We start from the raw sequence: 24,637 nt of genomic DNA on the forward strand, positions 1-24,637 counted from the left end.
AGCACGGCTCCCTGAACTAGCTGATCGTTTCTTGAACCAGTTGAATTCGACTGCTTTCAAAAGCTCCTTTCTAGAACGCTACGGCTATGCCGCGATTTGTCCGATGTTTAATTGATTCGTCCATAAGGTCACAAAGATAGTAGTTTATATATGTCGTTGCGAGGAGGGCTCTTGCTCTTCCCGACGAAGCAATCTGCTGTAATTGGGAGACTGCTTCGGAAAAATACGAGAGCGCCTCGCAGCGACATTATTTATTTAGGAGGCATCCCATGTTAGTCGGCGAAAGAATGTCCCGCCCTGTTATTTCGATCACACGAGATATGCCCATTCACGATGCGTTGGCATTGTTCAAGAAGGAACATATCCGCCGTGCACCTGTGCTGAAAGATGGCAAGCTGGTTGGCATCATATCGGACAAGGATTTGTTGAACGCATCCCCATCGCAAGTCACAAGCTTGAGCGTATGGGAAATGAACTATATGCTCAGCAAGATCACGGTCAATGAAGTGATGACGCGCAAAGTATTAACCGTGCAAGCCGATACACCCATCGAAGAAGCTGCGCGCCTGATGGCAGATAACAAGATTGGCGGCGTGCCTGTGATGAAAGCTGACAAAGTCGTTGGCATCATCACCGAGACTGATCTATTCAAAATCTTTCTTGAATTCATGGGCGCACGCACTGTTGGAATCCGCGCGACGGCTGTGGCGGAGGATCACCCGGGTCAACTGGCGAAGATTACCAAAGCCATTGCGGATGCAGGTGGGAATTTTATTTCCTTTGGGCAATTCTCTGGCGCCGATGCGAAGACAGTTATCGTCACCTTCAAGGTGGCTGAAATGAAAATGGAAGATGTTAAGAAGGCGTTATCGAAAGTGATTGTGAAGTTTGTGGATTTGAGACGGTGCTGACCCCGCCACTACGAAACTTTTAAAACTTTTTGCAGCACTGCCAGCAGTTTTGGCCAACTGGTTCCCTTTTCTACAAAGGCATCGCAGCCAGCCAGTGCGCCGCGTTGTTTTGAAACGGCATCGCTATGAATGGAAAGTAGAACTACCAGGGGTGGATGTGGTAGAGCCTTGAGTTGTTGGGTGACAGAAAATCCATCCGTATCAGGTAATTCAATATCGAGAATTACAACATCTGGTTTCAATTTCCTGGCCAGCCGAATCGCTTCTGAGCCGCTGGCTGCCTCGCCTGCCAGTGTCAAACTGGATTCGTCTCGCAGTAACCAGCCCAGGCTCTCTCGTACAGCCTGAGAATCGTCCACAATCAAGATGCGATGGGTGCCTTGCGAGGTACGCATTTACATAATCCTCAATGGATAGTGCCAAGCATAGGTTTGTGGAAATTAGGAGGCGACAAGGGCATGAAGATGAGTCGTGATCTCAACGGCGCTGATGAAGAACATTCCTTATTGCAAACGCTCGGCGAATCACGATAAAGTACGCAGCCATCTTATCTGAAGCGCCAAGCCTATTAGGAATGCCACAAGCAACAAAAGGTATACAGTCTTCAAGACAGGTTCATAGGGAGAAGCCACCAGAGGATTTCCAGGCGGCAGGCGAGTCAACGTCTCTGTTGCGGCTGGAAGCAAATGAAAGAGGATGGTGCTGGAGTAGCTGATGGCTTGAACATACCGCGAGGCGCGTCCAAACCACGTTGTGAGCGCTCCCAGGGTACCGACTCCCAATGCCACGAGAGTGAGTATGGCAAGGATATGTTGCGGTCCAAAGCCATCGTGTTGATAAATCCCGAGAGAGGTGGCGGCAGTTACCGCGGTCAACAAAACATAGGCCTGTCCCAATCGATTTTGGGGAGAAATCTCCTTATGCCGAACCAGCTCAATGAACCCGCAGAACAATGCCACAAGCGCAAAAGCCGTATGAAACACTCCAAGTGCGGTTAGCCCTGGCATTTATTCACCTCAGGTTAGAGATTGCTTCCAACTACCCATTGCCAAATACAATCCACACAGCCCTAAAACAGCGGCAAGAATCAATCCAATCCACAACGTGGGGCTTGCCCAATTCACTTGATTAGCATAACGAGCCATTTGTATGAGGAGAGTTGGCAGAAGCAGAATCAGGATGGGGGTCCCGAGGCGGACGCGTGCTTTGTCGTTCTCGCGAACCATGCCGATCATTAGAACTCCCAGGATCATAATCCAACCGCATAGCGAACGGGCTGTGAGTGGAGTCAATTGCCAGGGGAAGATGGGTATCGGCACGTTTGGAAAAATAAAGACGATAAGCGCGCCCAATGCTAACAAACTGCCGCAGATGATAAACAGCCAGCGCAGCCATACAGGTAAAGGCTGATCTGATTGATTGTTTTGCGGCACCGCCCGGCGTTGATGCCACAAGTACGCGGCGACAAAGATTGGCGGCGGTAAGAGATAACTGGCAAACCAAACATAAAAAGGCGTTATGCCAATTGAGAATTTATCCCAATGAAGAAAGGTTGCCACCAATTGGACGGTAGAAAAGATGGCAGTTGGCAGGATCATGACGCGAATCATTTCCCAGCGTTTGGCAAAGAAGGGAAGCAGGAATAGCAAAGCAGAGGATGCATAAAGAGAACCGAGCACAGCAGCCATTACGACGGGTTGAATCGGCCAGGCGAAATTCGTCTGTGTATCTGCTGGAGAGACGCCAATCGCTAATACGGCACCAATACCGAAGAGCACTTCCACTGCCAACCAGGTTCGCAGGGGCCAGGCAATAGGGGTTCCTTGTGCATTCATGACGCAACCTTTCTCATAGCAATCGAATGATAGATAGTTGGCAGGGCGGCTAATAGAGCCAGCGAGCCTAAAAATAAATGAAAGGGATGGTCGAACGGCTGTAGTCCCAATCCCAATTGTTGACCACTGAGCCATCCTGCTAAACCCAGACCCATGTAAAACAGACCGAAACCAAAAGCAAACCAAAAGGCGCCGCGTTCGCCGCCTCGATAAAAAATTGCGATTGCCAGTATCGAGGTCACAAGATGCAGCGTTGAGTGGATGGGGATCATGTGAGGGATGGCTTGCAAAAAGGGGATGGCTTGATCCAGCATTGGAAAGAAGTAAAAAGCAAATGAAAGCGTGGCTTGAAACACGCCCAGAAAACCGTAAACCGCTGTGTAAAGACGGGCAGGCTGTTTGATCATTTTGAATCTCCCATATAGTTTTTACCGCGCATGACCAGCACCCCAAGGATCAGTGCTGCAAGTGCGAAGCCTCCAAACCAGAGCCAGGTGGATATGTTTGAAGCAGAGAAAAGCGAACGGTGGATAATCGATGCGACAAGCACACCGGCAGTAAGTAGAAGAGATGCCATCGCTACAATACGGACCTCGAGCCAGGTCCGCTGACGACTGAGCATTAAACTCCCGAGGCCATAAGCCAAAAACGGCCCCGCATAAATTTGAACCAACATCCGCGTAACTTTCCAGGGCCAAACATTCACCATTAATTCTGGTGCTGATAACAAAGCCAGTGCAAGTATGGTGAAGAGAAGACCTTGAATGAAGAAATATTTTTGAATCCAGCCTGGCAAGCTTGAGCCAGTGGACTCGCTGCGTGCATTGCGGTGAGTCCAGGTATACCAAAAACCGATTATTGGATAAAGGATATAGGCCCCAAACCAAAACAAAACAGGGCCTCGGCTGAAATCAAACTCGCTCAGATAGAAGAGCGAGATCAGGAACAACATGCCTGTCCATGCAGAGACGATAAAACCTGCCGACCACACTTCTGCATAATGGTGTGCCATCATTGAAGCGGCCATGAGGATCACTGCGGAGAGATAAATGACTCCGATAAAGCGGGCATGCAAGGGCGGCACCAACCATGGGATCGCTTTATCTATATGCTCTGGAATAAAAACCCCCCAGATGCCAACCCATAAAGCCAACAGGCCCACTGCGGCAAAGTATATTTTTTGACCGCGAGTTACAGGTGTCATGGGTTTAACTCCTTAATTTTAGTTCAAGGTGACTCCCTGATGGAGCGTTTTTCGCGAACGAAGGGTCTCGTTTGTCAGTGCTAGAGACCCTTCGCTATCGCTCAGGGTGACACAATTTGGAAAAGTCGAAAAAAATTAGGGTTGTCCACTTCCAACTGTTAGTGCGCCGATAACCACTTGGGCGGCTGTGGAAGCGGGGTCACCCTCAGTCCACGCCATGAAGAGGGTATCGTTGGAAGCCACAGCGTTGAGGCCGAAATCCGAAAGGACGGCATCAAAGTTAAAGCCACCGGAGGGAGTATCCAATGCCCATGTGCCTGTCTGTGGATCGGAGGCGAGATGGCGGAGCTGAACACTTAACGTTCCCGCACCATCATCCTCAAGCCAGGTCACGTATGGTACATTCCCAACGAAGACAATGATCGGCGTGCGTGCATCATGATTCGGGTCCGCATTGAGGCTGCCGCCTACTTGTACAAAACTGTTGCGTGTGGTTGTATCAAGCCGCGAGACGAAGATCTGCCACTTACCGTTCTGGCCGATCTCAGGCCATGCAATCCACGGGACGGTTGATTCTCCGGCCAGTAAACTGCCAGCCGCCATGGATGCATCCTTTGCATCTTTCAGCGGGTTGATGTTCAAAGCACAAGCGGTTTCATCCGGCTGGCAGGCGGGGACGTTGATCCAATTGAAACCACCGGGAGCATTTGCATCCGCAACGCCGCGCGCCGTGAATATTCGGCTGGGGCGATCATGGTCGGCTTCGTGCCAGGTCACCCAGGGAACTGAATTGGCTGTCTCGGCAAAGACCCCGGTAGGATGAAGTGAGTTGCGGAATCGATCCACACTTAAAGTTGGCAGACCATCAGCAATGATCTTGCCGACTGTTTCCCATTTGAATCCGCCAATGATGGCCGGGTCGCCGCTTTCATCTTTCACACCTTTGGAAACAAATATCTGACTGAAAGCCGAATTGGGAGCCTGCTCTTCCCAGGCAACCCAGGGAACAGGCGGTTGACCTGGAGTAGCGGAGCCAGAGAAAATAAATGGATGTGAAGCGGGCTCATTCGTATCTAGATTTATGCTCGCTTCTCCGCCACCCCGATCCTGGCCAGCCTGCTGCCAGAGGCTGGTGTCTGCGCTGAATCGACTCGCGAACACCTGGGGGACATTGTTGAAGCCGGGGCTTGGCTCTGCCCAGGCTACCCAGGGCACAGCATTATTCTCACCTGCCAGGGTGATGGTTGGAAAATCACCTATTGCATTCACATGGATATTTAATGAAGAGCCGCGCGCCTGGAATGCCCCGTCAACCAACTCGCTGACGAATATCTGACGGACATTGCCAGATGAGTTCTCAGCCCAGGTGACCCATAAGCCGTTGGGGCCAAGAACCAATGATGGGTTTTGTGCGGCTTGTGTTGTGTCACGGTTGATAACCCCGATCACACTAAAACTTGGGCCTTGAGGCGGCGATGTGACAGCTGCTGCCTCAGTAGCCACAGGCTGCTCAACAGGGGCTTCGGTTGGTGCAGGCGATGCACAAGATGCCAGTATCAGGCAAACTGTAAGCAAGATAACATGTGCAGATCGGATTGATGTTTTTGTTTTCAAAATATTATTCATGGCTCACTCTCCTATCGCTTGTTTCATAAATAGCTCAACTGTTGCAAGGCAAACCCTGCCGAACAGTGTGTAACAAAGTAATGCCTCATCATTGCATTCGCACCTATGGAGGGCAGATCGGATCAATGTGTTTCTTGCCAGTCTCCAGGCTGCTTTTGATATAGCCTCCGCGAGCGCGGCCATCGTTCAAAAAGATCAACCAGGATTCGCTGTATTCTGTTGGTTCACGATGCTCATGGCCTGCGAGCCAGGGATGGTCAAAGCCTAGAGTGCCGCCATCTGTTGTAGTCACCGCCACTTGAACACGCTCTTTGTCCGGTGTGAGATTTATCGTGATGGTCGAACCGCTTTGTGACTTGCCTTCGGCTTCGAACTCCGTCAATCCTGTTACACGATATAGGCCGCCGTAGTCTTTCACTGGAACAGTCGTGAATGAATAAGTCTTTCCGTCAACGGAAAAAGTGCCAGCGAATCCCGTACTCTGCATGTTGGCTTGCAAACTGGCCTGCCCTGCATCGGAGGTTAGATTTAGTGCGTCAGCCTGCGCTGCGCCGTGAAAAAGGAAGTCCGTGCCCATACCGTCACAGACATAAGCCAGCACATCGCCTGTTGAGTCAATAGCAATGGCGACAAAGAATTCGGTCCCCGGAATCTCACCGACATACTCAACCACGCTCTCGGTCGAGACGCTAGTGGCTGGCGCGTTACTGCCGCAGGCTGCCAGAGCTATAAACATAATCAATATAAATACACTACCTATAAAACGATTCTGATTCATATTTTTCCTTGCGTATCATCAATAAGAGATTAAGGGTTCGTAAAATTCGATGGACTGATTGGCACAGTCGATGCTAGGGGAACGGGGGCGGAGTAGAGCCCGTCCCACCCATGCTCTTTGCCCAGACGAAGCTACTGTTGCTACTCAACTTGGAAACAAAGATGTCGAAACCTCCTGCGCTGGTCAGGTTAGCCGTTGCACGACTGGGATCAAAGTCGGCAGTATCTTGAAAGTACCCTGTCGTATGGATATTTCCACTTTTGTCTACAGCGATGCCATAGCCAATATCATGATTCGCTCCGCCCATACTCTTTGCAAAGACTAAGTTGCCGCTGCCGTCCAACTTGGAAACAAAGATGTCGAGGGGGAATCCAGTTTGTCCCGTTGTATAAACGTTGCCACTTTTGTCTACGGCAATGTCATTGCCATAATCATTGTCCGTTCCTCCCATGCTTTTTGCCCAGACGAAATTACCGTCGCCATCCAATTTTGAAACGAAGATGTCGGAGGCCCCTGCATGAGTCAGGTTGGTGATGCGCGTGCTGGGATCAAAATCTGCAGTGGCGTCGTCAAAATCCCCGGTCGTATAAACATTGCCAGTTGAATCCAGCGCGATTCCAGAGCCAATATCATAGCTGGGCCCGCCCATACTCTTTGCCCAAACGAAGTTGCCATTGCCATCCAACTTGGAAACGAAGATGTCGTTACTCCCCGCGCTGGTCAAATTGAATATGGCTGCCCCAGGGTCAAAGTCGGTGGTAGACCCAAAGTACCCCGCAAAGTATCCCGTCGTATACACATTATTACTTGAGTCTACAGCGATATCTGTGCCTATATCAGCGTATTGACTACCACCCATGCTTTTTGCCCAGACAAAATTGCCATTGCCATCCAGCTTGGAAACGAAGATGTCATGATCTCCCGCGCTGGTCAGGTTGACTATGCCTGCGCCGGGGTCAAAGTCGACGATAGATTTGAAGGCCCCAGTTATACAGATGTTGCCATTTGTGTCTACGGCGATATCTGTACCAAAATCAGCGCCTGTTCCGCCCATGCGCTTTCCCCAGACAAAATTGCCGTTGCCATCCAGCTTGGAAACGAAGATGTCTTGATCTCCCGCGCTGGTCAGGTTGGAGACATGCGTGCCAGGGTTAAAGTCAGCAGTGCCTTTAAAGCTCCCTATTATATAAACGTTACCATTTGAGTCTAAGGCGATATTGACGCCCAAATCACGGTCTGTCCCACCCATACTCTTAGCCCAGACAAAATTGCCGCTGTTATCCAGCTTGGAAATGAAGACGTCATCAATTCCCGCGCTGGTCAGGTTGGCTGTCCCTGGGCCGGGGTCGAAGTCTGCGACGCCTGCAAATGTCCCTACTGTATAAACGTTACCGTTTGAGTCTGTGGTGATGCCGTAGCCAATATCCAGGAATTCAAAGGTGGTATGAAGCGGACTGGTTGACGAATCAGCGTGCACAGGTAGAACGCCTGTTAAGAAGAAAACAATCACAAACACAAGACAGAAGGGTACTCGGAAAAACCTCTTAGTAAACAATATTGACTCCTTATAAGAAACCCTGAGAGTAGAAGAAAAGATCAGTTTATTATTTTCAACCGCATATCCAGCATATCCATCATTGAATGTTCTCCTACTTCAATGTGGTCACGAGAGTTACCGTTATTTGTTCGCCATTTGGTCCAAGCTTAATGCCTAAAGTGTTATCCGAGAGCTGAACAGGCTCAGCGGCAATAGGTGTGACGAATTCAAATCGGCCATTGTATTGTGCAGTAGCCGCGAACGAGCCATCAGCGGAAATCACTGAACCTACGATCACTTCTTCATTGTTATACTGCCCCGTTCCACGATAAAGACCAGTTGGTCCGCCTGCAGGAACTGAAGTTCCGCTAAAGACCATGGTCACGTTATCAATGTTGGTCAGCGTGCCTGTAAACTGATCACCCTGGATCGAACCTGCCAATTCAACGCCATCTGTACTCACCAGTTGGAAGCTGCCATTTGCATCAAGTTTGCCCTCATACCAACGCGCCGATGTCAAATTGAAAGCATCATCCAGACTGCATACATAGGCTTTGAATTTGCCATCTTCAACCACGATTCCAACACGGGCACTGGCGGGTGCGCCGTCTAATGTGGCGATATAGGATGTTGCCCCTGCGGAAGTTGATTGACCTCCACAAGCAGAGAGAATCAGTATTAATGCGATTGCCATGTAAATCAATCTATTATTAATGAAAAGGTTCTTCAATTTTCGAGTTGACATGATAAGTCTCCTTGTATCATTAGCTTGGTAGCCACCGACAACGATAAATATTTTTTCGAACTTACGGAGGACAGATTGGGTCAAAATACGCATCAAGATATTTCACTTTAGCCTGAAGGCTGCTCTTGATATAACCTCCGCGCGCGCGTCCATCGTTCAAAGAAATCAACCAGGCTTCACTGTACTCTGTTGGTTCGCGGTGATCATGATCATCCGGCCAGGCTTTATCAGAATTTAGAGTTTGTCCATCAGGTGTAATGACTTGAACCTGGAGACGCTCTTTATCAGGCGTCAGATTCATCGTGATCGTCGCGCCGCCTAGTGACACGCCTTCAGCATTAAACTCGGTCAATGCAGTAATGTGATACAAACCGCCATAATTATTCACAGGGCCAGCCACAAAGGGATAAGCCTTTCCATCAACGGAAAAAGTGCCAGTGAAACCCTCGCCATCCATGCTGGCTTGTAAATTGGCTTGCCCAGCCTCAGAAGTTAAATTGACCACATTCGCCTGCACTGAGCCTCGAAAGAGATAGTCAATGCCCATGCCATTACAGACATAAGCCAGTACATCACCCGTAGAGTCAACAGCAATGGCAACATACAGATCAGTTTCTGGAATTTCACCGACATACTCAACCATTTTTTCATTGGAAGTCGCCGAGTCTGTTGAAGTTGAGGCGCTGCCACAAGCTGTGAGGCCCAAAAGTACTGCCAATAAAATACTTATAAACTGCAGTCGATTCACATTTTCTCCTTACTTTTCAAAAAAAGGTGTAACTCACCTTGCTCTGTCTCTAATGCACCCATGGAAGTTATGCAAGGTGAGTCATAAAAAATCTATGGGCTGATTGGCGCAGTGGATGCGTCAATTGAGATCAGGAATTGTACGAGCGCGGCGCGAGCGGCTGCGTCATCTAATACTCCGGTTACGCCACCAGCATCGCGGTGAGTTTGATTCTCCAATACACACTCCAGAGTGAGGCAGGAGCCATCATGTAGATATGGAGAGAAGGCGTAGATGCTTAGCAATGAAGGCGGATTGAATCCAAGCTGGCCCAATGCCTGCTGATTATTGGCAGTTTTTTCCAATGGATTGGCCGGGTCGAATGTGCCTACCTGACGAAGGAAACGCGCCAATTGACCAAGAGGCGGTTCTGGATCGACACCGGGAGTGATCGTCTCTTGGAAAGGAGATGAACGTGCGAAGTCAACTTGGTTGGTTGCCCATTTGGCCCCGCCATGACAAGCCTGACAATTGGCCTGTACAAAGAGTTGGCTGCCCTGTGCGATCTGTAAGCCCAATTCGCTATTGGGGTCAACGCCGTTATATGGTGAAACAGGCGAAGGGATGCGGGATTGCGTCCAAGCGACGATTGCATCCCAGGCCGCGATGCCATTGACGTGCAGTTGTGTTCGACCCGTACTGGGCGGATCAAAGGCTTTTACATTTGGATCTTGATCGGTGGTGCCGGCCAGCACGATGAGTCCCTGTCCGCCTGATACACCGCGAATGTTTAGCTCAAAATCTTCCACTTCATCAAAGACTGCTGAATAGTTAAGGATGCGCTGGTCACCGGTTTGATTCGCAATGCTAAATGTGCCGTTGAGTGGAACGGTCTTGCGCGGCCCCGATGCAAATGCCCATACGACACCATCGCTCAAGCCATCAGGATGACAACTGGCACAAGCCTGCCAACCTTCATTGGATAGGCGTTCAGCAACACCCTCATCGAATTCGCCACGGGATGAATTGAACAACTCATTGCCCAGCAGGAATTTGGCTCCATCCGAACCAGCAGCGGGTAAATCTGCTGACGAGACCCGAGCAAGCTCGGCTTCGGGTGAAGCGGTCAAGTCGATCACCGAAACATCTTTCGAGATGTAATTCATCACATAAGCGCGTGTATCCGCATTGTTGATGACAATGCCGCGCGGATTCTTGCCGACATCAATAAGAACCACGCGAGTTGTATCGCCTTCGGCTGGATTTGTCACAACACTTGGAACGCCGTTGTCGTCGAGAGTGATCTTGACCAGAACATCACTGGCCGCCGATACAACGTAACCATCATTGCTTGTATGTTTGAAGGCAATAGCCCAGGGATTTGCAACAAAGAGTTTGGGCTTAAAGGTTTGTGCTTTAACAGCAGCATGTAAGTTAATGGTTCCGCCTGATAATTCAGTTTTAGCTGCAACATCAAAGACAGACAAGAATGCCTGGGTATCAACATTGAATTTGACTGGGCCTTCAGGTGAAGCCGCAACGTTCGGCAGATAACCGCGCCCGTTCTTAAGCACGATAGCCTGGAGTTGGTTTGGATATGCAAACGTGGGGTCTGCATCCGTGCCACCAAATTTTGTTCGGTCTGCGGCGAAACCAGTGTCATGAGCGGCCAGCGTGATCACGCCCTGAATTTGCGCATCATCCGTGGTGGATAAAACAAAGACTTTGCCTTCACTGCCTTGATCGAGGTTAACCCTTCCCGATGCAGTCGGTTGAGACAAAAACTGTGTGACGTAAACAAACTGCTGACCGGTTCCACCGTTGTTATTAGTTATGGCAACACCGCGAGGTTGAACGCCAGGAATCTTAATAGTGGCGACAACTGCATTGCTGGCCGTATCAATGACTGAAACGGTATTGGACGCTGAGTTGGCAACATAGGCTCTGCTTCCATCTGGGGTAAGGGCAACACCGTAAGGCTCTACGCCCACTGGAATATCCTGAGTCTTTTGATTGGACGCCAGGTCAATCACAGATACATTGGCGCTGGCTTGATTGGTGACGTATGCGCGTGTTTTATCTGGCATGATGGCAACCGTGCGTGGCTCATCTCCCACAGTAATTTCTGCCACTTTTGTATTTGCATCACCTGCCACGTTGATGACCGTAACGCTATCATTTAGATTGTTAACTACAACCAAAAGCGCATCATCATCACTGATGGCAATAGGGCTGGAAGAACTGGAATTCTTCGCGATCTGACCAGAGCTTGATACTGGTGCTTGAGTTCCTCCATCAGCAGGGGTAGCGCCTCCACCACAGGCAACTAAAATTAGAAATATCCCCATCGTTATTACAAAACCAATTAAACGAGTCAGTTTCATGGCTTCTCCTTCCACCGATAAATCAATATTTTTACCTTCTTCTAAGAATAAGCGACAATACACCATAATCCAACTATCGCAGGGGAGTAATTAAAATGAAATTGGTTAGCCAAATGGGCTAACCAAAGTTAGGAGAGCGTGCAAACGAAAGTTAGTATCTTCTAAACTTGCTTGTGCTTCACGGCATACAGCGCAGCTTGCGTGCGGTCTGCAACGCCTAATTTGTCGAATATTATGCTTACATAACCTTTAACAGTTCCTTCAGTGAGGGACAGTGCCAAAGCAATCTCTTTATTACTGCGCCCGTCTGCGATCAAACGTAGAATATCCGCTTCACGTTTGGTGAGGCTTGAGTGTAATGGCAGCGTTTCACTTTCGGCTACCTGGCGCATTAGATGCTGTTGCGCTTCGGGATGCAGGGATGCCTTGCCTGCTGCCGTGTCGCGAAGGGCACGCAAAAGGTCAGCTTTAAGTACATCCTTAAGCAGATAGCCGATTGCCCCGGCTCGAATCGCATCCAGCACGCGTTGATCTTCAGCGAAGGTGGTTAAGATCAGCACACGTGCCGAGGGATGGCGGCCCAAGATACGCCGTGTAACTTCAATCCCATCCATATCGGGCATGACCAAATCCATCAGGATCACATCAGGATTCAATTGCTCAACTAATGTAAGCGCAGTTGCACCATCACTGGCTGTTCCGACCACCTCGAACTCGACTTCTTCAGCCAATAAAATTTGCAACCCCTCGCGGACAATTTCGTGATCGTCTACGATCATAACGCGGATGGGGCTCATATTTCGGCATCCTTTATGGGAATGGTTACTTCAACGATTGTCCCTTTCCCTGGTGATGAAATGACTCGTACCTGGCCGCCAATGGCTTCGGCACGCTCCCGCATGGTATTCATTCCAAATCCTCCTTCTCCAGGTTTTTCCCTGATGCCATCAACTCCAGGTGTAAACCCTACACCATCGTCACTAACGGAAAGATACAATTCTTTAGGTTTGCTTGCATTCAACTGAATAATGACTTGATGAGCATGAGCATGTTTGATGGCGTTATTGAGCGCTTCCTGGGTGATGCGATAGATACTTTCTTCGATCACTGGCTTAATTCGAAGGTCTCCCGTTCTTTCCACGGTGAAGTAGGTGGGCGGGTAGTCTTGAGCTTCAATCTTTACATGGATACCCTCGTTGGAAAAATCTACGGCCAGAAGATGTAATGCCTCCAGCAGACCATATCGATGGATTCGTTCTGAGCCTGTCAAAGTGGATGTGACCTCACTCTTTTTATCATCCCCGATGTGCAACTCGAAAAGTAGGGAACGCATCTCTCTTAACGCGGTCTGGCTCAGTTCCAACAAGCGGTCCACACGCGATTGGCCTTCAATCGGATCACGTTTCCAGGCTGGAGCAATGGATTGAGCGATCAGCGTGGTACTGAAGATCAACTGCGTAACTGAATCGTGCAGCTCACGGGCCAACCGTTGACGTTCCTGTAATACAGCCAGTTGCTGGGCGCGTTCATACAGTAATCCTTGCTGCATACGGCTGTCTATGGCCGTTGCCAATTGGACGGCTGTTGCCTGATAGGGCCACAAACTGACTTCGGTCCATTTGTGAGCACCGGGGTAACTAAGAACGACCAATCCAATACGTTGTCCGCGCACCATCAATGGGCACATCGCCAATGCAAGACGCCCTGACTCCTCCTGCATCTCACGCAAATATGCAGTGACACGTGGGTCGATACGTACATCGCTAATGGTCACGGTCTGACCAGCGTCCAACAGGGGATCAAGCGCATCATGTGAATATGGGATGCGTTCTTCAATGCGCTGCGAACCTCCATCGGGAGTCCAACGACCTCGCACCACAACTGCGGTGCGTTGATTTTGTGCATCGAATTCATACAGGCAAACGTTACAGATATAACGCCCATGCTCAGCGACCTGGTCCAGGTAGGCAGAGACCACTTCGTCCACATCACCGGCCAGGCTGATGCGCTGACTCGTTGCGTAGAGCAGGCGCATCTCATCCAGTGCGTGTTCGCTTGTCTCAAACAGCTTCGCGTTATGGATGGCAATGGCCGCATATTTGCCGAATAGCTCCAGAGTCTCTGCATCCCGCTCATTGAATTGATGTGATGATTCGGCACCAATGCCGAAGAAACCGATCATCTTGTCGCCCCAACGGATTGGCACACCTAGCACGGAATGTTCAGCTAATTCAGGTAATGTTGGATATTCGAGGTCGCCATATCGACCCAGTCGAATCGTTTTCCCCTCTTTTAATACATACCCAGCCAGCCCCACGCCGGATGCCATTTCAGCGCCCAATTCCTCTTCAGGCATATTGTAAGTTGCCACAGTGCGGATCAATGGCCCATCCATCAGGTCAACGACCAGGCCTATTGTCCCGTGTGTGGCCTGCATCAGGGATACAGCACCGTCAAGAATTTTTGACAGCAGTGGTTCCAATTCCAAGCCGCTGCTGATCGAAACTATGACGCGCTGCAAGATGTCAACCTGGCGGATGGCATCGGCAATATCCTGTTTTGGAAGAGGTAGAGGTTGGAAGGTTTGTTCCAATTTGTCTTTCTAGCTATCAATATGAAAACTGTGCATAATGTCCGAATTATAAACGAAATGTTTTCCATATCATTCACCCATATTGGCTATGAAGTTTTTTCTCAAACGACCTGAATCAAAACTGGACAGGCATTATCTGTCCAGTTTTGATTCTCAAAGATTATGAGGGGTCGTCACTGCATATTTCTATGCCCATCCCTCAAGCTGACTTTTCAGGGATGCCCTTCAGGCTGAAGTAAACCGTCTTGCTGCGCAGGCTGTAGCTTGCCCAGATAACTTTACCATCCAACTGATATTCATCAAGCAGGATGATGCGCCCGTCTTCCCCAATCTGCTCGACATGGCTGTTCTTGTTCATAGGCAGGCAGGTCACCTTGACTTGTTCATCACTGGTGCTGCCCGTTTGTACATAGCGTTCCAATACTCTACGAATGATCTGTTTATCTTCTGAAAGCATGTTACTCCTTAATCTCAGGCACGTCGGGGGCGAGCAAACGGTTTAGCTCAAGCTCCGCTTGCGCATGGGTAACAGACAAAACGAAGCCCCATTCCCCAAGCAAAGTATTCCGCGATTGTTTTAGGAGTGTCTGGTCACTGTCGTTCAGTGACTTGATCTTCTGATGGGCGGTAATGTCGCGGATCGCCTCACACAGAGATTCTGTGCGGCCATCTTTAAGCAGTTCCAACAGGCGAGTTCGACGTTCATGCCTATCTTCCGGGAGCGGTTTACCCGGGCTAGATAGAATGGCAAGCAGCTTCTTAAATCTGGACTCTGGGCTTGGAGACCGTAACCGGCTTTCCAACTTATCATCCGCCGGAACCCAGACCGTCATATCTCGTATCTGGACCGCATAGTAGAGGATATTTGACCCGGAGACATCCCGCTCCTCAAGTCGGACGACTTGCCCAAATCCATGTGTCCAGTGCATAACTGGATCACCTTCGTGAAAATTCATGAGTACCTCCTGTACAAATTCGATGGGAACAGTAAAAGTGATTGTTCATTAACTGTGTTCTTCCAACCATTGGAGTAAATTGCGAATACTTCCTGTGGCCATGGCTATACTTGTATCGGCAGCGCCATAATAGATGCGGATGGTGTCACCGTCAGATGCGATAGTGTATCCACACGGGAAAACAACATTGTCCACATCCCCATGATGCTCATATGGCTCTTCGGGCGCGAATATCCACTCGTCCCCGCGTTTCAAGCAAAGCTCCGGTTCATTCAAATCAAATAGAGCAAGACCCAATCTGTAAATTGAGCCAGCGGCATTTTGCTTCACGCCATGATAAATCACCAGCCAGCCTTGTGAAGTCTCAATTGGCGGCGGGGAAAGACCGATCTTATTCGCATCCCACCAACTGCCGAGACGGGCTTCCATGATCTTCTTGTGCCCGCCCCAGTTGCTCAGATCCAAAGAGTAGGATATCCACATATGTGCGCTGGCCGGACCGACTGGACGATGAATCAAAGCCCAGTGACCATTAATTCTGTGTGGCAGAAGCGCTGCATCTTTATCCTCTGGTTGCATGATCACACCATAGCGCTCAAAGGAGATGAAATCCTTGGTGAATGCTAGAGCCACGCCCGGCCCACCGCTTGCATAGGCGGTATAAACGATGGCGTACTGGCCCAACTCAGGAACATAAGTAATGCGTGGGTCTTCAATACCCCATAATTCATCTGGATAGCGTTCCGGGTCAGCCATAAAAGTAGGCTTGGAATCGATCTGCCAGTTATCGATACCATTCGCTGAACGTGCAGCACATAAATGGGAATGACCTCGTCGATCCTCAACACGGCAGAGCAACAGAGTGGTGCCATCAGCCAGCAACGTGGCACCGGGATTAAATATGCTATTGACTTGGTACGGCCAATTCGCGGCTGTCAGAATGGGGTTGAGTTTGTGCCGTTGAAATAGGTCCGAGGGATATTTGTTCATTATGAATATGCTCTTTGGGTTGATCAATATTTTCCGCTAACCTTAATTCCAAAAGGGATTGGAGAAAAGCGAGGGTGGATTCTGCACCTTGATTCTCGTTCGTTCGGTCGGGATGTAAACCATCGCGGCAACCACCCGTAGTTGGGTCGTAGACTGGGAGGTGCAAGTCGTTTCGCCCGAGGAACCACTCGAAAGCGCGTCGGGCTTCGGTGTGCCAGCTCTTTTCCCCGGTAATTCGATGAGCTTCAAGGCAGGCTGAAACCATCGCTTGTGCCTCCACAGGTTGTTGATCGAAGCGGGCACGTTCGCCGCCTCGTGGATAAAAGCCGTTGGAGCCGATGGGAACGAAATGTTTTCCTTCCGTATCTGCATGTTGTAATTCGGCAAGCCAACTTAGAGACTCCAAGCCCACAAGTGTCATTTCGGGGTTTGGTATGGATTGGCCGCTCAATAGTATGGCATGAGATAGCGCTGCGTTGCAATAGGTGAGCTTATCCTCAAACCAGTTCCATCCCTCTTCTTTGTTATCCTTGTAAAGTGACAGCAACCGACCTGCCAATTCCTCCTGCACCTGACTGACACGACGATCACCGGCAAACAACTGCAAATACTCATGAATGCCAATCAGTGCAAAAGCCCAGGCGCGCGGACTGGTTGTTTCGAGAATTGAAAGTAGCGATTGCTGAAACATTCGCCCTGCCATATTGTGTAGGGTTGGGGTATTCGAATGGCCCAGTACAACACCCAGCGCCCACAAAGCGCGGCCATGGCTATCATCCGAACCGGTTTCTTCCAGCCAATTTCGCTGATAATCCATAAAGTTACGGAAGCGCCTTGTTTTCGTGTTGAAGGCATGCCAGGTAAATGCAAGATAGCGGGTCGCCAATTCTGTGGCTTCCTTGTTGCCTAACTCCTCCAAAAGCACACTAATCATCAAGGCACGGGCATTGTCATCTGTTGTGTAACCTTCGCTATAGTTGGGTATCGTAAAAATGGCGTGTTGGAATATGCCGGTATCATCCGTGAGATGATGCAGGTGATCCAGTTTAAGAGGAGGAAGTTCACCTGCGCGCTTGTCCAACGCCTTGACGGCAAACTCGGCCTGTGCAAAGTGGCGGCGTTCAGCGCGGGCGCGTTCAAAGGTCTGCATATAACGGCGGGCAACTTGCGGCCATATCATATCGCGACCAAAAAGATAAGCGCGCTTCCGCATGGCATGACGTTTTGACTCATTACCTAGCAGATCGATCACTTGTTCGGCTAAGGCTTGTGGGTCGCTAAATGGCACTAATGCTCCGCGGTCATCTGCCAGCATTTCCTCTGCATACCAATAAGGTGTGGAGATGACAGCCTTTCCTGCACCCAAAGTATAGGCCAATGTACCAGACGTGATCTGTGCCGCGTCGAGATATGGAGTGATATATATGTCGGACGCGCTGATAAATTGGACAAGTTCCTCCAAGCTGACAAAGCGGTTATAAAAGATAACATTTGCTTCCACTCCCTTTTCATGGGCCAGCCATTGCAGGGATAAGCGATACGATTCACCTTCGTTCTGTATGACATGCGGATGCGTTGCGCCGACGACGATATACACCACGTTTGGATACTTGGCCAAAATGGCAGGGAGTGCTGATATAACATTCTCGATGCCTTTGTTTGCTGAGAGCAAGCCGAAGCTTAGTAAGACGCTTTTCCCCTCAACTCCAAATAGATCCTTATGAAAGCTTGGATCTACGAATGGCACATCGGGAATACCGTGCGGGATCAGGTCAATCTTTTCTTCAGGAACATGATAAATACTTTTTAGAAATTCCACTCCGCGTTCGCTCATCACAACCACACGGTCTGAGAGCGAAATGATCTCCTCGAGCACGCGGCGCTGGTCGGCATTGGGATCCTTTAAAATCGTGTGCAAGGTGGTAACAACAGGCATGCGCAATTCGCGCAGAATTTCAAGGATATAACTGCCTGCTTTTCCCCCAAAGATGCCATATTCATGCTGCAAAGAGACCATATCCACGTTATTGATGTTCAGAAAATCGGCGGCTCGGCGATAGGATTCAATATCCTTCTCGGTCAGTTCGAAGCGAACTCGTGACGGGTACTCATAACCTGCTTCGGTATCATTGACAGGCAGAGCGATACATGCCGTGCCTTTGTATTCATCTGCAAGCGCCTCGCATAGATCAGTGGTGAATGTAGCAATGCCGCACTGACGCGGCATGTAATTGCCTATGAAGGCAATGCGCTTGATGATCGAATGGGTTGATTTATCCATATAACTTTTCCTTCCAGACACCCCTGTTGTTAAGAAACTTCTTGATTAATTGATTTCCAAAATAACATTTCTTCCAATTCTAAAAAACAAGCTAATTCATAATTTATACAGGCATCGAACTTGTCTCGTAAATTGGCAGTGCTCGCTTTGCTTCCATAATGTCCTTGAGCAGCGCCAGGTTTTCCTTGAGTTGTTTTTTCATCTTTTTTTCGAGAATGCTCTCATGCAGTTGCGATAAATTCTCTATATTGGCCTGTGTTGATACATCGATCTTTGTACTGCCATCCGCCATTTCGAAGCCATAGATAGTATGAGAGTTCAAGGGTCCTGAGAGGGATTTGTAGCCATATTTCCTGTTCGGTTCGTATTCGGTTACTTCAAAGGTGCTTAGGATCCTGCGCCCCATTAAATGACCAACACTTCGAAAAAATGAGCCCGTGGCACCGACATCTTCAGAAAGTCTATTAGACGCCAATGTCCCATACTGCCATTGGAAATCGTTTTCGGGGGTACTCACAAAATCGAAAACCTGTTTGACAGGCCTGTAAATCATCGTACTTATATTCAAATTAATCATTCAACTCTTTCCTTACAGCTTGCACAACCCATTATGTGAAGCCCCGCTTCTCACTACGCATACTTTTTGAATTGATAATTCAAGTCTGGGAAGCAGGATTCAAACTCACTCATTTTGAGCTAGGTATTCTTGAGATCAGTTCAGGAACAGACCTGTTGAATTGAAAATCATCCGCAAGCATGGATTTTGCATTCTCGAGATCACCCTTCTGAATGGAATCCATGAGGGCTTGCACGATCTCTCTCTTATTCATGATATTTTTTCCTAACTGCTAATCGGTCCAATTCCGAACAAATGGGCTTGGGTATTAATGGATGTTCCCTATGGAACACCCTCCGTTTCCCCCAAAATGATAAACAAACTGTTTATGTAACGCCTGTATTACTATAACACACTATTCGGTCAAAATATGTGGCAATAAAAAGCCTAAAGAGTCTTATTAACCATTCATTTCTTATAACGATCTTGTTGTGATATGACGCTTTAATCCGTTCCGTTCCTCACCTTGACCTGCTTGCCACAAAATTGCCTTGTCTCCCCGATACATATATCCACATTGCAGATGATATCTCTTGACCGCCTATTTGCGAATCGTTTATTTTGCAGTGACAGGAACTTTGTCCTCTGTGCACTGCAAGATGTCACCATTTGGTTCCAGTCGAATGGGGAGGTGCTAGAATATTTTTAAATCCGAATCTTCGCAGCGAAAAAGAAAACCATAAACGTTTTGATGCGTAAATAGTGATGATGAACACTACATACCTATATCCGGGACTCGCTCCCTCCATTACCAAAGCCGCCAGCAAGCAGACATATTACACGATCCGTTTGCTGGCCGACCGCGAAAGAATTACAGATGCCTACCTTGCCTACGCCTATTTCCGTTGGGTGGACGATGCTCTCGACACTGAAGCAGTTTCCAGCCAGGAAAGAGGCGCTTTTGTGGATCGGCAAAAATCACTTTTGGAGAATGGTTATCGGGGAGAGTCTGCCCGTGATGCAACCATCGAAGAGCAAATGTTGATTGAGTTGATCCGAAGCGATACGGAGAGGAATAGTGGTTTGCAGTCTTATCTGCGTAACATGATGGCGGTAATGGCTTTCGATGCCGAACGCCGCGGCAGGTTGATCTCTCAAAATGAATTGAATGAGTACACGCGTTTACTCGCAAGCGCGGTGACAGAAGCCATGCATTATTTCATCGGGCATGGTTGTTATTCGCCGCAGAATGAAGCACGTCATCTGGCGGTGACTGCTGCACATATCACACACATGCTGCGCGATACGTTTGACGACATTGAGGGTGGATACTTTAATATTCCACGCGAGGTGCTGGACGCGAATCACATCACGCCGCAGGATGTGGGAAAGGATGCATATCGTGCGTGGGTGCGAAGTAGAGTGCAGTTGGCGCGAACATATTTTAGGGCAGGCAGGGAATATTTGAATCAAGTTGAAAGCCCGCGCTGCAGGTTGGCTGGCCTTGCATACACCGCTCGCTTTGAATGTGTGCTTGATGCAATTGAGCGGGATGAATATCTCTTGCGCGCCGCTTATCCAGAGCGCAAAGGATTAGGCGCAATCCTGCGGGCAAGTGGATCAATACTCGCGTCATTATTTGTTCATCCTGAAACTCAGCCCGCGTTCAAACCCGTGCCAGTGCGTCAGCGTTCATCGAGATAGTTATGAAATTTCTCTACCGACAAACCGTCGTTTTTACTGCGAAAAGCGCAAAGAGCGTGAAGAATTAAAAAAGTTTTCTTGGCGACCTTAGCGGGCTTCGCGGTTCATTTTGATATAGGCATGACAACAAATATGAAATCAAAATCTGTGATTGTGATCGGCGCGGGTATCGGTGGGATTGTTGCCGCAACTCATCTTGCCCAGCGTGGAATCAAAGTAACTGTCGTCGAGAAAAATTCGCGTGCAGGCGGGCGCTGTGACCGCATCAGCCGCGAGGGTCATCATTTTGATACGGGTCCAACATTGCTTGTAATGCCGCTTTTATATGAAGCAGAGTTTCGTGCGTTGGGAACATCCATGTATGAAAAACTTGACCTTCAACGTGTTGACCCAACCTATCATCTCGTTTTCGATGATGGCAGCCAACTCGCGCTTACATCGGACATGAAATCTATGCAGGAGCAGCTTGAAACTTTTGAACACCGAAGTTTTCAAGGTCTTCTGCGCTACATGGATGAAGGCCATCGTCACTATCATCTTGGCATTCAGAAACTTGTCAATCGTGATTTCCGCAAGGCCTCTGAATTTTTTGCGCCTGAAAATATTCCCCTTGTTTATCAACTGAAACCGCTTGTGAATCACTATCGCAATATGTCAAATTATTTTGATGACCCACGTCTCAAGGCGGCTTTCACGTTTCAAGATGTGTACATGGGACTGAGTCCGTTTGAAGCGCCCGCTACTTTTTCGATGATGCCTTACACCGAATTAGCGCACGGTGTCTATTATCCGCGCGGCGGCATGTACAGCATTGTGGAGGCGCTCATGGACTTGGCACGCGAGGCGGGTGTTGAATTTATTTTTGACTCAACTGTTGAAAAAATTGATGTAAATACAACTCATGCCCACGGCATCATTGTGGGTGGTCAGAAGCTTGAAGCAGACGCAGTCCTAGCGAATGCCGATCTGCCTTATGTGTATAAAGATCTATTGCCCGATAATAATCTCGCTGAATCATTAACTTGCAAACGTTTTTCGTGTTCTGTTATCAGTTTCTTCTGGGGGTTGGATAAGACTTATGAAACACTTACCCCACACACGCTATTCCTTGCAGATAACTATCGCGAAAACTTTGAGAGCATCATTCATGACCTGGGCCTGCCCGACAACCCCTGTCTTTATATCCACGCCCCGACACGGCTCGACCCAGCCATGGCTCCGCCCGGACAAGATACACTGATTGCGATTGTGCCTGTTGGCCACATGAACGAGAATAGGGAGCAAGCGAAGCAGTCCTGTGGACAAGATTGGGGTGAACTACGCGATGAAGCTCGAAGACAAGTCTTTCGCCGATTAGCCACTTTGGGAATCACTGACCTGGAGTCGCATATTAAATTTGAGACTACCTTCACGCCATTGTCGTGGCGCAAACGTTATAACCTGATGAAAGGTTCCACACACGGGCTGTGCCATAATTTGACTCAACTTGGTTATTTCCGTCCCAGCAATAAACATCCCCGCTATCACAATTTGTATTTTACAGGCGCAAGCACGCATCCTGGCACAGGGATGCCCACCGCCATGGTCTCTGGGCGTTTATCCGCTCAGCGAATTCTGGATGATTTCCAAACTCAATCATGAAAGTTCTTGCGCTCGAAGGCAATCTTCCCGCATATTTGATATATGCCCATCATGTTGCGGAATGAAAATGTAAAACCATAGTACTGCCCTTGCCCAATTCACTTTCCAATATGATCTCTCCGCCTTGCGCTTCAACAAGTGTCCTGGCAATTGGCAATCCCAGTCCGAAGCCTGGGATGGTGGATGTATCATCGCCGCGATAAAAACGATCAAAGACGTGTTCCATTTTTCCTGGAGGAATGCCTTCACCAAAATCCTGCACGCGGACTTCAACTTGATTATCCCTTAATTGCGCGGTCATATTAATATTTCCTGTTGAATGCTTGAGGGCGTTATCCAACAAGATCAATGCCACTTGTTTGAACGCATCACGATCTCCTAAAATAATGAGACCTGTAGGAACATTGAGATTGATTTGTCGCTGCGGATCAAGTTGATGCGCCTGACGACAGGTCTCTTCCAACACGGCGGATGCATCGAACGGTTCTTTGACCAGGCTGCGGCCTGCATCTGCACGAGCGAGCAGGAGCAAGTCGTTGACGAGTCGAATGAGGCGATCACTTTCGTCCACCATGTCACTTAAGATGTCAGCTTGTTCTTCGGGCGGTGTGGGCGGGGTGCGGCGCAGGAGACCTAAATTTCCGCGCAGGGTGGTTAATGGAGTTCGTAATTCGTGAGAGACATCTGCCACAAAATCTCTTTGCATCTCAAGGGAATGCTCCACTTTTTGGAAGGCATCCTGCAAGCGTGACAACATAGAATTAAATGTATTCGCCAGTTGTCCCACTTCATCCTGCGGGCCTGTGTAATTGACGCGGCGTGTGAAATCGCGTTCATCACCAATGGTTTGCGCGGTCTGTGTGATGCGGTGGATCGGCTTAAATGTGATGCCCGAAAAACCCCAGCCTATTCCAAATGCAACCAGTACGGTAAGCAAGCCAGCAATTAATAATGTTGTGGCAAGGGATTGAAGGGTGCGATCCCGTTCTGTTAGCGGACGGGCGACTTGTACGATGTAAACCACTTCATGATCCACGATAACGGGGCGACTATAGATCAACATCTTTTCACCGGAGACAGTATCCTTCTCCCACCAGTCTTCTTGGGATTGCAAAGCCTGTAAGCCTTCTTCGCTTAAAGGAAGCGCATCCCCTTCTCTCCCGAAGGGACTGGCAACTAGATTCCCTAGCGGGTCGAGTACGCGGGCGATTTCACGTTCGGGGAAGGACTGGAATTCCTGTGCATTGGAGAATTCATCGAAGGAAACGGGGAAACGATCTTGCCCATCGGGGGGCGGGGCGGGGCGAAAGTTGGGGAAATCCGTATTCAGAGTGGCGTTCGCCAGACGATTGGCGCCAACGGTCAAGTCACGTTCGAGGGAGGAGATGGTGGATTGGGCCTGAATGGTGTAAAGGGCAACCCCAAAGACGGTCAAAGTCAGCGTAAGAATAAATGTATAAAGTAAAGTAAAACGAAGTCGTATTGACATCAATCCTCACGCAATACGTAGCCGATACCACGCACGGTTTGAATAAGTCGTGAACTGCCATCGGCTTCGAGTTTTTTTCGCAGATAGCCGACGTAAACCTCAAGCACGTTGTCGTCGCCGCCGAAATCATAGCCCCACACATCATTGAGGATCTGACGGCGTTCAAGCACCTGACGCGGATGTCGGAGCAGCAGATGCAGTAGATTGAATTCAGTCACGGTGAGGTTGAGGTCCATGCCGCCGCGCTTCGCTTCACGGGTGGAAGGGTCGAGGGTGACATCGGCATATAATACTTTTTGATTCTCAGGCTTGGCCTCCACACGCCGCAACATGGCATGGACGCGCGCGACCAACTCGGCAGGCGCAAAAGGTTTAACGAGATAATCATCCGCACCGCTTTCTAATCCCTCTACGCGGTTCTCAATGGCGTCGCGGGCTGTGAGCATCAGGATCATGGTCTTGTCGTCTTCATCACGCAGGCGCTGTATGAAAGAAACCCCGTCCATCTTGGGCATCATCCAATCGACGATGATAAGATCGGGCCTGTGTGTTTGTACAAGCGGCAGGGCTTCCAGTCCATTGGTGGCAGTGAAAACCTCGAGGTATTCATAGGTCAGTGTGCGCTGGAGCATTTTTAGAAGTTTGGGGTCGTCATCAACGACAAGTATGGCAGGCATACG

General features: G+C 49.1%; 24 protein-coding genes. 3 read left to right on the plus strand and 21 right to left on the minus strand.

The features are described from left to right. Positions 1–269: 269 nt before the first annotated feature. Positions 270–911 (plus strand): CBS domain-containing protein, encoded by a 642-nt coding sequence (locus tag AC14M5_RS13660; protein ID WP_484030228.1) that lies wholly within the window; start codon positions 270–272, stop codon positions 909–911. A gap of 8 nt (positions 912–919) precedes the next feature. Here AC14M5_RS13660 and AC14M5_RS13665 read toward each other — a convergent pair whose 3' ends face one another. The 19 genes from AC14M5_RS13665 to AC14M5_RS13755 all read right to left on the minus strand — a co-directional run bounded on the left by AC14M5_RS13665 (position 920) and on the right by AC14M5_RS13755 (position 19,397). Continuing rightward, a complete protein-coding gene (locus AC14M5_RS13665) occupies positions 920–1,306 on the minus strand; it encodes a response regulator transcription factor (RefSeq protein WP_484030229.1) in 387 nt (128 codons plus the stop codon). A 129-nt stretch (positions 1,307–1,435) separates the two neighbouring features. Next, positions 1,436–1,918, minus strand: a complete 483-nt coding sequence (locus AC14M5_RS13670) for a DUF2306 domain-containing protein (RefSeq protein ID WP_484030230.1) — start codon at positions 1,916–1,918, stop codon at positions 1,436–1,438. Positions 1,919–1,927: 9 nt separating this feature from the next. After that, positions 1,928–2,746, minus strand: coding sequence for a hypothetical protein (locus AC14M5_RS13675; RefSeq protein ID WP_484030231.1), 819 nt, complete (start codon positions 2,744–2,746; stop codon positions 1,928–1,930). Further along, a complete protein-coding gene (locus tag AC14M5_RS13680; RefSeq protein ID WP_484030232.1) occupies positions 2,743–3,153 on the minus strand; it encodes a hypothetical protein in 411 nt (136 codons plus the stop codon). The genes AC14M5_RS13675 and AC14M5_RS13680 overlap by 4 nt, the downstream gene beginning before the upstream one ends. After that, positions 3,150–3,950 (minus strand): hypothetical protein, encoded by an 801-nt coding sequence (locus AC14M5_RS13685; protein ID WP_484030233.1) that lies wholly within the window; start codon positions 3,948–3,950, stop codon positions 3,150–3,152. The genes AC14M5_RS13680 and AC14M5_RS13685 overlap by 4 nt, the downstream gene beginning before the upstream one ends. A gap of 135 nt (positions 3,951–4,085) precedes the next feature. Further along, the gene (locus AC14M5_RS13690) at positions 4,086–5,576 is read right to left on the minus strand and encodes a hypothetical protein (RefSeq protein ID WP_484030234.1); all 1,491 of its coding nucleotides are present in this window, start codon (positions 5,574–5,576) and stop codon (positions 4,086–4,088) included. A gap of 103 nt (positions 5,577–5,679) precedes the next feature. After that, positions 5,680–6,354 (minus strand): hypothetical protein, encoded by a 675-nt coding sequence (locus tag AC14M5_RS13695; protein WP_484030235.1) that lies wholly within the window; start codon positions 6,352–6,354, stop codon positions 5,680–5,682. A gap of 73 nt (positions 6,355–6,427) precedes the next feature. Next, on the minus strand, positions 6,428–7,909 hold the full coding sequence (locus tag AC14M5_RS13700) for an SBBP repeat-containing protein (RefSeq protein ID WP_484030236.1): 1,482 nt from the start codon (positions 7,907–7,909) through the stop codon (positions 6,428–6,430). A 94-nt stretch (positions 7,910–8,003) separates the two neighbouring features. Next, positions 8,004–8,636: a hypothetical protein gene (locus AC14M5_RS13705; protein WP_484030237.1), complete on the minus strand. Its 633-nt coding sequence runs from the start codon at positions 8,634–8,636 to the stop codon at positions 8,004–8,006. Between the two features lie 61 nt (positions 8,637–8,697). After that, positions 8,698–9,384: a hypothetical protein gene (locus AC14M5_RS13710; protein WP_484030238.1), complete on the minus strand. Its 687-nt coding sequence runs from the start codon at positions 9,382–9,384 to the stop codon at positions 8,698–8,700. A gap of 92 nt (positions 9,385–9,476) precedes the next feature. Continuing rightward, positions 9,477–11,747, minus strand: a complete 2,271-nt coding sequence (locus AC14M5_RS13715) for a beta-propeller fold lactonase family protein (RefSeq protein ID WP_484030239.1) — start codon at positions 11,745–11,747, stop codon at positions 9,477–9,479. A 161-nt stretch (positions 11,748–11,908) separates the two neighbouring features. Continuing rightward, positions 11,909–12,544, minus strand: a complete 636-nt coding sequence (locus AC14M5_RS13720) for a response regulator (RefSeq protein ID WP_484030240.1) — start codon at positions 12,542–12,544, stop codon at positions 11,909–11,911. Beyond that, positions 12,541–14,340, minus strand: coding sequence for a sensor histidine kinase (locus AC14M5_RS13725; RefSeq protein ID WP_484030241.1), 1,800 nt, complete (start codon positions 14,338–14,340; stop codon positions 12,541–12,543). The genes AC14M5_RS13720 and AC14M5_RS13725 overlap by 4 nt, the downstream gene beginning before the upstream one ends. A gap of 199 nt (positions 14,341–14,539) precedes the next feature. Continuing rightward, positions 14,540–14,797 carry a hypothetical protein gene (locus AC14M5_RS13730; protein WP_484030242.1) on the minus strand — a complete coding sequence of 86 codons (258 nt, stop codon included), beginning with the start codon at positions 14,795–14,797 and terminating at the stop codon, positions 14,540–14,542. A gap of 1 nt (position 14,798) precedes the next feature. Further along, positions 14,799–15,296 carry a CarD family transcriptional regulator gene (locus AC14M5_RS13735; protein ID WP_484030243.1) on the minus strand — a complete coding sequence of 166 codons (498 nt, stop codon included), beginning with the start codon at positions 15,294–15,296 and terminating at the stop codon, positions 14,799–14,801. A gap of 48 nt (positions 15,297–15,344) precedes the next feature. After that, the gene (locus AC14M5_RS13740) at positions 15,345–16,286 is read right to left on the minus strand and encodes a glycoside hydrolase family 130 protein (RefSeq protein ID WP_484030244.1); all 942 of its coding nucleotides are present in this window, start codon (positions 16,284–16,286) and stop codon (positions 15,345–15,347) included. After that, on the minus strand, positions 16,201–18,567 hold the full coding sequence (locus AC14M5_RS13745; protein ID WP_484030245.1) for a glycosyltransferase family 4 protein: 2,367 nt from the start codon (positions 18,565–18,567) through the stop codon (positions 16,201–16,203). Before AC14M5_RS13745 ends, AC14M5_RS13740 begins: the two co-directional genes overlap by 86 nt. Before the next feature lie 103 nt (positions 18,568–18,670). Continuing rightward, a complete protein-coding gene (locus AC14M5_RS13750; protein ID WP_484030246.1) occupies positions 18,671–19,144 on the minus strand; it encodes an SRPBCC family protein in 474 nt (157 codons plus the stop codon). A 109-nt stretch (positions 19,145–19,253) separates the two neighbouring features. Then, the gene (locus tag AC14M5_RS13755; RefSeq protein ID WP_484030247.1) at positions 19,254–19,397 is read right to left on the minus strand and encodes a hypothetical protein; all 144 of its coding nucleotides are present in this window, start codon (positions 19,395–19,397) and stop codon (positions 19,254–19,256) included. Between the two features lie 491 nt (positions 19,398–19,888). Here AC14M5_RS13755 and AC14M5_RS13760 point away from each other — a divergent pair, with 491 nt between their 5' ends. Together AC14M5_RS13760 and AC14M5_RS13765 are read left to right on the plus strand one after the other, a co-directional pair. Continuing rightward, positions 19,889–20,827, plus strand: coding sequence for a phytoene/squalene synthase family protein (locus AC14M5_RS13760; RefSeq protein ID WP_484030248.1), 939 nt, complete (start codon positions 19,889–19,891; stop codon positions 20,825–20,827). A 120-nt stretch (positions 20,828–20,947) separates the two neighbouring features. Then, positions 20,948–22,468, plus strand: coding sequence for a phytoene desaturase family protein (locus AC14M5_RS13765; RefSeq protein ID WP_484030249.1), 1,521 nt, complete (start codon positions 20,948–20,950; stop codon positions 22,466–22,468). 49 nt (positions 22,469–22,517) lie between these two features. Here the strand turns inward: AC14M5_RS13765 and AC14M5_RS13770 are convergent, their stop codons facing one another. Further along, positions 22,518–23,957 (minus strand): sensor histidine kinase, encoded by a 1,440-nt coding sequence (locus AC14M5_RS13770; protein WP_484030250.1) that lies wholly within the window; start codon positions 23,955–23,957, stop codon positions 22,518–22,520. Next, positions 23,957–24,634 (minus strand): response regulator transcription factor, encoded by a 678-nt coding sequence (locus AC14M5_RS13775; protein WP_484030251.1) that lies wholly within the window; start codon positions 24,632–24,634, stop codon positions 23,957–23,959. Before AC14M5_RS13775 ends, AC14M5_RS13770 begins: the two co-directional genes overlap by 1 nt. Positions 24,635–24,637: the final 3 nt, after the last annotated feature.

This window comes from Candidatus Villigracilis sp. (assembly GCF_057083605.1).